Raw genomic sequence first — 10,182 nt, forward strand, 5'->3', positions numbered from 1 at the left:
ACTCTTTAAGACCGGTCGCACTGCGTCGGCGCGGGCCATCTGACACACTCCGGCACGGCTTCCCGGCCGCAAGCGCATCACTGGAGACCAAGGATGATTCCCGGACGACGCATTCCCCCACTTGCCGCCCTCCTCCTCGCCCTGCTGCTTTCGCCGCCACCGGCCCAGGCGTCCACGACTGCGTTGCCGAAGGGCGTGCAGGCCGGCCCCAGCATCGAGGGCATCAGCGAATACACCCTGGCCAACGGGCTGCGGGTGCTGCTGTTTCCCGACTCCACCCGGCCGACGGTGACGGTCAACGTGGTCTACCGGGTCGGGTCGGTCCACGAACCCCACGGCCAGTCCGGCATGGCCCATCTGCTGGAACACCTGCTGTACAAGGGCACGCCGGACCATCCGGACATCGCCGGCGAGATGAAGCGGCGCGGCATCTCGTACAACGCCACCACGGGGCTGGAGCGCACCCACTACTACGCCACCTTCCCGGCCGATGGCGGGACCCTCGACTGGGTCCTGCGCATGGAGGCCGACCGCATGTTCAACGCACGCCTTGACCGCACCGACCTGGACAGCGAGATGACGGTGGTGCGCAACGAGCTGGAGTCCGGCGAGAGCAATGCCGGCAGCGTACTGGTACGGCACGTGCGCAGGACCGCCTACCGCTGGCACCGCTACGGCCAGCCCACGATCGGTGCACGTACGGACGTGGAGGCCGCGGACATCGAAAATCTGCAGGCGTTCTACCGGACCTGGTACCGGCCGGACAACGCAACCGTGGTGGTCGCCGGACAGATCGAACCCGCCGACGTCCTGCGGCGGATCCAGGCCACCTTCGGCAGGCTGCGCGCACCGGCCACGCCGCTGCAGCGGTCGCGGACGATCGAACCGGCGCAGCAGGGCGAGCGCGAAGTCACCGTGCGCCGTGCGGGCGACCTGCGCATGGCCCTGGTCAGCTACCACATCCCGGCGCGCACCCATCCCGACAACGCCGCCCTGCAGGTGCTCGCCGACGTGCTGGGACACAGCCCGGGCGGTCGCCTGCACAAGGCCCTGGTGGAAACACGGATCGCCGCCGTCGCGGGTGCGGGCGCCGAGGACGAGGCGGAGCCGGGGCTGTTTTCCGCGTTGATGGCGCAATCCCGGGACGGCGACGCGGCGCGCGCCGAGGCGGTGCTGCTGGCACAGCTGGAGGAGCTCGCCAGGGAGCCGGTCACGGCGGAGGAAGTCGAGCAGGCCAAGCAGCGCCTGGCCAACGCCCATGACCTGCACTTCACCGACGTCGAAGCAGTGGCGCTGGGCCTTACCGAACACATCGCGGCTGGCGACTGGCGCCTGCTGTTCACCAGCCGCGACGCGATCGCCGCGGTCAGCGTGGACGACGTCAACCGGGTCGCGGCCACCTACCTGCGCCGCGAGAACCGCACGCTCGGACGCTTCGTGCCGACCGACGAGCCGCAAAGGGTGGAGGTGCCGGCGGCGCCTCCGGCGACCGCGGTCGTGGCCGGCTACTCCGGGCGCCCGGCACTGGATGCGGGCGAGCACCTGGAACCGACGCCGGGCAACCTGGAGGCGCGCACCCAACGGTTCACCCTGGGCGACGGCCTGAAGGTGGCGCTGCTGCCCAAGCGCACCCGCGGCGGCGTCGTGGTGGTGGATGCGTACTTCCGCTTCGGCGACGCCGAATCGCTGGCCGGGCGGCAGGATGCGGCCGGGATGGCCGGCGCCATGCTGATGCGCGGCGCGCGCGGGCTCGACCGCCGCGCGATCGACCTCCGGCTGGAGGAACTGCAGGCCAGGGTCGACATCAGCGGCGGCCTGCAGGGCGTTGGCCTGGCCCTCGTAGGCCGCCGCGGGAAGCTCGAGGAGACACTCGACCTTGTCGCAGTGCTGTTGCGCGAACCGACCTTCCCCGAGGAGGAGTTCGAGCAGCTCCGGCTGCTGACCATCACCGGGCTGGAGGCCTCGCGCATCGATCCCGACGCCGTCGTGTACAGGACCACGGCCCTGCATTTCGATCCTTGGCCGGAGGGACATCCGCTGCATGTGCGGACTCTGGACGAGTCACTGGCCGCGGTACGTGCGCTCAGGCGCGATGACGTGGTCGCCTTCCACCGCGAGTTCTATGGAACCGCACAGGGCGAGATCGCGATCGTCGGCGACTTCGATCCGGATGCCGTGCGCGCGCAGCTGGAACGGCTGTTCGCCGGCTGGCGCAGCCCGCGTCCCTACCGCCCGATCGCCAGGCGCCACACCGACGTGGCGCCGGTGCGGCAGCGGTTGTCGACGCCGGACAAACCCAATGGCGTGCTGCTGGCGCGCCAGAACGTGGCGCTGCGGGTGACCGATCCGGATTACCCGGCGCTGGTGGTGGCCAACCGCATCTTCGGCGACGGCCCGTTGAAGTCGCGGCTGGGCGACCGCATCCGGCAGAAGGAAGGGCTCAGCTATGGCGTGAAGAGCTGGGTCGACGCCGATGACAGCATCGACGGGACCGATGACGCCGGGAACATGGCGATCTGGGCCATGGCCGAACCAGGGAACATGGAGCAGGTGGAGGCGGCATTGCGCGAGGAACTGCAGCGCCTGGTGTCCGATGGCATCACCGAAGCGGAACTGCGCGATGCGGTGTCCGGCCTGCTGGCCGAGCGCGAACAGGCGCGCGCGGACGACCACAGCGTGGCCGGAATCCTGCAGGACCAGCTGTACCACGGCCGCACCATGGCCTTCATCGAAGCCCGGGACGCGGCCTACCGGGCGCTCACCGTGGACCAGGTCAACGCCGCCATCGCCCGGCACCTGGCGCCGGACCGGATCAGCGTGTTCGTCGCCGGCGATTTCGATGCGGTCGGCGGCGACGCTGCCCGCGCCGCACCGGCGCGGGCGGACTGAGGCGGCCGGCGGCCACGGGCGCCATTGCGTTGTCCATGGCCGGAAACGAAACGGGCCCGCAATGCGGGCCCGTTTCGATGGCGTCGCGCCAGCGTGTCAGCGCCGCGGAAGCGCCGCCAGCACCGCCCACAGCCCGCCGATGCCTGCAATCCACGCCGACAGTGGCACGCCGGCCAGGCGCGGGCCACCGGCTTCCAGCGCATACAGCACCGCGGCCACCAGCAGCAGGCCCACGCCCAGGATCGCGGCCACCGAGCGCCGCTGCATCACCCGCAGGGTGTGCACGATCTCGCCCAGGTCCGGCGAATGGATGCCGGTCTGGTGCCTGCCCTGCACCTGCTGTTCCAGCCAGCTGTGCAGCAGGCGCGGCATCTCCGGCGCGCGCGTCATCAGCTCCGGGGCGCGCTGGCGGAACTCGCGCAACAGCCGGCGCGGGCTGTAGCGCTCGCGCAGGATCTTCTCCAGCACCGGGCGGGCGACGGCCCAGATGTCCAGCTGCGGATCCAGCTGCCGGCCCACGCCCTCGATGTTGAGCAGGGTCTTCTGCAGCAGGATCAGCTGTGGCTGCAGGGTCAGCTCGTAGCGCTGCGCGGTGCGGAACAGCTTGGCCAGCACCTCGGCCAGCGAGACCTCGCTCAGCGGCCGGGTGAAGTACGGTTCGCACACCGCGCGCGCCGCCGCCTCCAGCTCCTCGATCCGCACCGTCGCCGGCATCCATCCCGCTTCCACGTGCAGTTCGGCGATGCGGCGGTAGTCCTGCTGGAAGATGGCCATGAAGTTCTCGGCCAGGTAGTACTGGTCGCGCGAGGACAGCTGGCCGACGATGCCGAAATCCAGGGCGATGAAGCGCGGGTCGTGGCGCCGCGCCGGGTCCGAATCGACCCAGATGTTGCCGGCGTGCGCATCGGCGTGGAAAAAGTTGTCGCGGAACACCTGGGTGTAGAACACCCGCACGCCCTTGGCCGCCAGCACCGAGCGGTCGATGCCGGCCGCGTCCAGCGCGGCGATGTCGTCCGAGGGGATGCCGTGCACCCGCTCCATGGTCAGCGCCCGCTGCGCGGTGTGGCTCCAGATCACCTCCGGCACGTACATGTCCGGGGAGTCCTTCCAGAACCTGCGCATCACGCTGGCGTTGGCGCCCTCGCGCTGCAGGTCCAGCTCGGCGGCCAGGGTGGTCTCGATCTCGGCCACCACCGCCTGCGGGCGGATGCGGTCGGCCCTCGGATGGGCGCGGTCGACCACCGCGGCGAGCGAGCGCAGCAGGGCGATGTCGGCATCGATCTGGCGCTCGATGCCCGGGCGCAGCACCTTGACCACCACCTCGCGGCCGTCGTGCAGGCGCGCGGCATGGACCTGGGCGATCGAGGCCGAGGCCAGCGGCCGGGTATCGAACGCGGCGAAGGCAGCCTCGACCGTCCGGCCCAGGGCCTGCTCGACGATCGCCTGCGCGGCCTGGCCGTCGAACGGCGCGACCTGGTCCTGCAGCATCGCCAGTTCCTCGGCGATGTCCGGCGGCAGCAGGTCGCGGCGGGTGGAGAGGATCTGGCCGAACTTGACGAAGATCGGCCCCAGTTCCTGCAGCGCCAGGCGCAGGCGCATGCCGCGCGGCTGCGAGGCGATGTCGGCGCTGGCGCGCGGCACGAAGGGACGGCCCAGGCGCAGCCAGCGCTCGGCCGGGGTGCCGTCGAGCAGCGCGTCGAGGCGGTAGCGCAGCACCACCCGGGCGATGCGCCAGGCGCGCAGCGCGGCCCTCACGACGCCCCCCCAGGCACGCGCAGGCGGCCGATGCGCGCGGCCAGGCGTTCGACGTCGTCGCGGATCGCGTCCACGTCGTCGTTGAACGCGGCCAGCTCGGCGCGGCCGACCACGTCGCGCGACTCCTCGACCACGTACTCGGCGCCGGAGCGCACCAGGCCGCTGGCCAGTCCACGCGCGCCGCGCAGGGCCGCGCCAGCGGCATTGGCCAGCTGCACGCCCAGCACCGGGCCGAACAGGTCGACGAAAGGCTGCTGCCAGTCGGGCTCGAAGCCGGAGGCCAGCTTCTGCAGGCGCCGGGCCAGGTCGGCATCCCCGGACACATGCAGGCGGCCCGACGGGCGTCCGCTCGCGGCCGCGGCCAGGAACGGCACCTGGCGCAGCAGGCCACCGATGGTGCCGCGCACGGCCAGGTCGGCCTCGCGCAGTGGCGGGCCGACCTGCAGGTACTGGTCGTGCACCCGGATCTCCAGCGCCAGCGGCGGGCTTTCCAGGGTCAGGGAGACGCTGCGGCCATCCAGTTGCGCCAGTGCGGCGCGGGTGTCCGGGTCGAGGGCCGCGGCACGGTTGAGCGCCGCTTCCAGGGCGCGACCGGCCAGCGGCTTGAGGGCATCGAGGGGGCTTGGCATGCGGCCATTCTAGCGGTCGCGGGGTGCACGCACCGGCCCGAATCCGACGTTCGCCGGTCATGCATCCGCTTCGGGTGACGGATACGGCACGGGCGCGGCCAATGGCCGCGCCCGTGCTGATGCCGGCGGCGCCCGCAGGCGCCGGCGCGGACTAGACCCTCCTGCCGCGCAGCAGGGAGATCGCGCCCAGGATCAGGAACACGACGAACAGGATCCAGGCGATGTTGGTGGCGGCGCCGGCGATACCGCTGAAACCCAGCAGGGCGGCAATGACGGCGATGACGAAAAACACGACAGCGTAGTGGAGCATCGGGGCATCCTCGTTATGGCGCCGCGGGGGCGGTCGACGTGGATGCTGCACAAGCCCCGGTCGTGATCAGGTGACGGACGCTGTGTCCTGCCAGCTGGCCTTCAGCCTGATGATTCCCTCGTCAAAACCGACCTTCGGCACGTAGCCGAGATCGCGCCGCGCCGGCTCCATGCTGTACCAGTGCGCGGTGGCCAGCTGCTCGGCGAGGAAGCGCGTCATCGGCGGTTCGCCGCGCAGGCGCAGCAACGGCCACAGCCGCTCGCACACCGCGCCGATGCGGTACGCCGTCCTGAACGGAATGCTGCGCGTCACCGGCGGTGCGCCTGCCGCCTGCAGCAGGCGGTTGAGCACCTCGCGGATCGGCAGCGGTTCGCCGTTGGAGATGAAGTACGCCTTGCCTGCGCAGGCCGCGCCGGGGGCGAGGTGGTCCAGCGCATCCAGGTGCGCCTGCGCGGCGTTGTCGATGTAGGTGGTGTCGACCTTGTTGCTGCCATCGCCGACCAGGCGCAGGCGCCCGGCATGCGCGCGCTCGACCAGGCGCGGCAGGATCTGCGGATCGCCCGGGCCCCAGATCAGGCGCGGACGCAGCGCAACGACCGCAAGCTCCGGTCCATTGGCCGCCAGTGCCTCCTGCTCGGCGATCGCCTTGGTCGCCGCATACGGTGCCTGGAAATCCTCGCCGTAGGGCACTTCGTGCGCGCCCAGGCCTTCGACCGGATGGGTGGCGCGATGGGTGACGCTGGGCGTGGAGGTGTAGACCAGCCGCTGCACGCGATTGGCGCGGCAGGCGGCGATCACGTTGCGGGTGCCGACCACGTTGGCCTGGTAATAGCTGTCGTAGCTGCCCCAGGCCCCGGCCTTGGCGGCGTTGTGCAGCACCGCGTCCATGCCTGCCACCGCCTGCGCGACCGCGGCCGCGTCGGCCAGGTCGCCACGATGCTGGGCCACGTCCATCGCCTCCAGCGCCGGCGAATGGCTGCGCTGGAAGCTGTGCACTTCGTATCCGCGAGCCAGCAGCGCGCGGCACAGGGCCTGGCCGAGGAAGCCGCCGCCACCGGTCACCAGCACCTTCATCGGGTCTTCTCCAGCTGCTGCGTGGCCCACGCGGCGAGTTTCTCGCGTCCGATCTTGGCGTTGTGGCGGATGTCGACCGGGAACGCGGGATGGCGCAGGAAGCGGCCGATGCGCGCGGTGTGCGGCGTGCGCCCGCCCAGCATGCGCAGCTCCTCGGCGATGCGCTCGAACTCGGTGGCGCGCACGCCGCGGGCCAGCTCCACGCACAGCACCGGCACCTGCGCACCAGGCGTGCCCACGCCCACCAGCGCGGTGCGGCGCACGCGCGGATGCACGTTGAACACCGGCTCGACCTGCTCGGTGTACAGCGGGCCCTGCGCGGTTTCCACGCGCTGGGTCTTGCGTCCACAGAACCACAGCCGGCCGTGCTCGTCGAAATAGCCGACATCGCCCATGCGGTGGACGACGCGGGTGCTGCCGTCGGCCAGGGTCTCGCTGATCTTGGCCGCGCGCGTGGCCGCCTCGCGGTTGAAATAGCTGTCGGTTGCGGTCGGGCCGGCGACGGTGATCTCGCCCACCTCGCCGGCGCCCAGCACGCGGGCCTGGCTCCAGCTTTCGATCGGGCTGTCGTCCACGGCGATGATGCGCACCTCGTTGGGCGCGACCGGGCGGCCCACGCAGGTGCCGGCGCCGGCCTCGGTCGCGGCGCGGGTGGACTGCAGCTCGCGACCCTCGATCACCGCCACCGGCAGGCATTCGGTGGCGCCATAGGGCGTCCAGAACTGTGCATCCGGCGGCAGCAGCGAACGGATCTTCTCCACCACCTCCGGCGGTACCGGCGCGCCGGCGGAAGTCGCGCGGCGCACGCTCGGCAGCGGCGCGCCGTGGTCGGCCAGCACCCGCATCAGCGCCGGCGAGCCGAACAGCTGGGTCACGCCGAAGCGGGCGATCGCATCGTGCAGGCGACGCGGATCGGCCTCGGCCGGGCGGGTCGGATCCATGTCCGGTATCACCGAGGTCAGGCCCAGGGCCGGATCGAACAGGGCGAACGGCGGGAAGGTCGGCAGGTCCACGCCGCCGGCCTCGATGCCGAAGGCCTCGCGCATCAGCGCGATCTGGGCAACGAAGTGGCGGTGGCGGTAGACCACGCCCTTGGGCACGCCGGTCGAGCCGCTGGTGAACAGGATCGCCGCGACCTCGTCCGGAGCGGTGTCGGCCAGCTGCGGACCGGCGCCACGGCCGGCGCGCTCGACCGCGGCCAGGGTGGTGCCGCCCCAGCCCATGCGGGTGCCGACCGTCACCAGCTTCTTCGCCGAGGCCGCCCAGCCGAGCAGACGCCGGGCCACATGCGCCAGCGGGATGCCGATGAAGGCCTCGGCCTGCGCCTCGTCCAGGCACTGCTTCAGCGCGCGCCGGTCGATGCCCGGATCCACCAGCACCGGCACCGCGCCGGCCTTGAACAGGGCGAACATCACCAGGAAGAACTCCGGCGAGGGCCGCACCATCACCACGGTGCGCACGCCGCGGCCGATGCCGTGCGCGGCCAGGCCGGCGGCGATCGCGTCACTGCGGGCGTCGAGGGTGCGGTAGTCGAGGACCACGTCGTAGCGGGCCAGGCCGCGGCCGCCGGCACGCTGGCCGGGGCAGCGGATCGCGGGCTGTTCGGGACGCTCGGCGGCCAGCCGCGGCAGCGCCGCGGCGATGTTGCAGGGGCTGGAAGTCATGCGGGGATTATCGCCCATGGCCCGGGGAGGGTCCCGGGGCGCCGGAAACGCCTGCACAGCGTCGCGGGCTTGCGGCAAAATCGCCGCCTTTCCCGCCACTCCCGCCGCGCAAGGCCCGGCCTCCACATGCATCCCTGCCTCACCTGCGGCGCCTGCTGCACCCAGTACCGGGTCGCCTTCCACTGGATGGAATCCGACGAGTTCACCGAAGGCGGGGTTCCCGCGGCGCTGACCGAGCGCCTGGACACGCACCGGCTGTGCATGCAGGGCACCTATGCGCCGCCGATCCGCTGCGTGGCGCTGGATGCGGAGATCGGCGTGTACTCGCGTTGCAGCATCCACCCCAACCGGCCGTCCGTGTGCCGCGAGGTGGATGCCTCCTGGGAATTCGGCGTGGCCAGCTCGCAGTGCGACCGCGCGCGCATCGCCCACGGCCTGGCGCCGTTGACCCTCTCCGACTGGCGCTGGCGCGACCCGGCCGACAACGACGACGACCAGCCCGACGACAACGGCAGCAGCCCCTCCTCGCCCCCGGCGCCGCCGGTGGCGGCGTAGCCGGCCACAAGCCGCGTAGCCCGGATAAGGCCGCAGGCCGCGTCCGGGGCCCGGCGGATCGCATGGATCAGACGCGCACCCCCGGGTGCGCTTCGCTTGCGCGGGCTACGTGGCGTTCCTGCGAACACCCGCCTGGTGCGGACCCGGGCCGTGCGCGGAGCTTGATTGGCAGGAGATCGACCGGAGGCACCACGTGCCAGCGAGCCGACGCCCGATGCTCACCCCATCCCCTGCTTCGCGCCCCGGCCTGCGCCCCTGGTGCGCGGGCGTTCGACGCCTCGGAGGCCAATGGCGTGCAAGCGCGGTTTCCCGCCCCGCAGGGAAAGGGAGGAATGGGTCAAACCGGATTCGCGTCGAGGAAGGCGCGGATCTCCGGCACCAGCACTTCGTGCCTGTCTTCCAGCACGTAGTGGCCGGCGTCCTCGAAGGCGTGCACCTGGGCGCGCGGCAGGTCGGCGCGGAAGCGCTCGAGGAAGTGGTGGTCGAACACGAAGTCCTTCAGGCCCCAGCCGATGAAGGCCGGGCGGTCGGCGAAGGACGGCAGCGCCTTGCCTGCGGCTTCCAGCAGCGGCCAAGCCCTGTCCTTCGGCGACAGCGGGATGTCCTGCATGAAGCGGATGGTGGAGATGCGGTTCTTCCACGAGTCGTACGGCGCCACGTAGGCGCGGCGCACGTCGGCCGGCATCTTCCGCTCCACGCCGAAGTAGGAAGCCCCGGCGGAGAAGGCGTTGAAGGTGCGGATGACCACCTCGCCGACGAAGTAGTCGCGCCCCAGGGCGATCTGCCACGGCATCTGCTTGGCCGCCGGCATCGGAAACGCGGCGGTGTTGAGGACCACCAGGCGCTTGACCTGGGCGGCGTGCTTGAGCGCCCAGCCGAAGCCGATCATCCCGCCCCAGTCGTGCACGGCCAGGGTCACCGGCGTGCCGTCATCGACCCCGGCGTGGCGCAGCAGCGCCTCCAGGTCGTCCACCCGCGACTGCAGGGTGTAGTCATAACGCGGAGACGCGGTCGGCCGGTCGTCCGGCTTGTCCGACAGGCCCATGCCGACATGGTCGGGGACGATGCAGCGGTAGCGGTCGGAAAGACCGGCCACCAGGGTGCGCCAGTAGTAGCTCCACGACGGGTTGCCGTGCAGCATCACCACGACCTCGCCATCGCGCGGGCCCTCGTCCAGGTAGGACATCTGGATGCCGGGACGGACTTCGAAACGCCGGGGCTGGGCGGGGTAGCCGGGCGGGGGGGGGGGTCCCCCACGGCGCTGGAGGGGGGGGGGGGGGGGCGGGGTGCTTTATACCACGGCGGG

At 71.7% G+C, this 10,182-nt stretch carries 8 protein-coding genes; 2 read left to right on the forward strand and 6 right to left on the reverse strand.

The features are described from left to right. Positions 1–93 precede the first annotated feature (93 nt). Positions 94–2,889 (forward strand): M16 family metallopeptidase, encoded by a 2,796-nt coding sequence (locus tag CSC68_RS11420; RefSeq protein WP_162203684.1) that lies wholly within the window; start codon positions 94–96, stop codon positions 2,887–2,889. A 96-nt stretch (positions 2,890–2,985) separates the two neighbouring features. On the opposite strand, the gene ubiB is transcribed toward CSC68_RS11420, so the two are convergent. The 5 genes from ubiB to oleC all read right to left on the reverse strand — a co-directional run bounded on the left by ubiB (position 2,986) and on the right by oleC (position 8,321). Next, positions 2,986–4,644 (reverse strand): ubiquinone biosynthesis regulatory protein kinase UbiB, encoded by a 1,659-nt coding sequence (gene ubiB, locus CSC68_RS11425; protein ID WP_162203685.1) that lies wholly within the window; start codon positions 4,642–4,644, stop codon positions 2,986–2,988. Beyond that, a complete protein-coding gene (locus CSC68_RS11430; protein WP_162203686.1) occupies positions 4,641–5,273 on the reverse strand; it encodes a ubiquinone biosynthesis accessory factor UbiJ in 633 nt (210 codons plus the stop codon). Before CSC68_RS11430 ends, ubiB begins: the two co-directional genes overlap by 4 nt. 151 nt (positions 5,274–5,424) lie before the next feature. Then, positions 5,425–5,583, reverse strand: a complete 159-nt coding sequence (locus CSC68_RS11435) for a DUF1328 domain-containing protein (RefSeq protein ID WP_019399423.1) — start codon at positions 5,581–5,583, stop codon at positions 5,425–5,427. 66 nt (positions 5,584–5,649) lie between these two features. After that, on the reverse strand, positions 5,650–6,657 hold the full coding sequence (gene oleD, locus CSC68_RS11440; protein ID WP_162203687.1) for a 2-alkyl-3-oxoalkanoate reductase: 1,008 nt from the start codon (positions 6,655–6,657) through the stop codon (positions 5,650–5,652). Further along, entirely contained in the window at positions 6,654–8,321 is a 1,668-nt protein-coding gene (gene oleC, locus CSC68_RS11445) for an olefin beta-lactone synthetase (RefSeq protein ID WP_246193544.1), read from the reverse strand. The genes oleD and oleC overlap by 4 nt, the downstream gene beginning before the upstream one ends. A 126-nt stretch (positions 8,322–8,447) precedes the next feature. Here oleC and CSC68_RS11450 point away from each other — a divergent pair, with 126 nt between their 5' ends. Beyond that, positions 8,448–8,876 carry a YkgJ family cysteine cluster protein gene (locus CSC68_RS11450; protein ID WP_162203689.1) on the forward strand — a complete coding sequence of 143 codons (429 nt, stop codon included), beginning with the start codon at positions 8,448–8,450 and terminating at the stop codon, positions 8,874–8,876. 337 nt (positions 8,877–9,213) lie between these two features. On the opposite strand, the gene CSC68_RS11455 is transcribed toward CSC68_RS11450, so the two are convergent. Next, positions 9,214–10,062 carry an alpha/beta fold hydrolase gene (locus CSC68_RS11455; protein ID WP_246193545.1) on the reverse strand — a complete coding sequence of 283 codons (849 nt, stop codon included), beginning with the start codon at positions 10,060–10,062 and terminating at the stop codon, positions 9,214–9,216. Positions 10,063–10,182: the final 120 nt, after the last annotated feature.

Source organism: Pseudoxanthomonas suwonensis, from assembly GCF_010093235.1.
In the GTDB taxonomy this organism is placed as follows: domain Bacteria; phylum Pseudomonadota; class Gammaproteobacteria; order Xanthomonadales; family Xanthomonadaceae; genus Pseudoxanthomonas; species Pseudoxanthomonas suwonensis.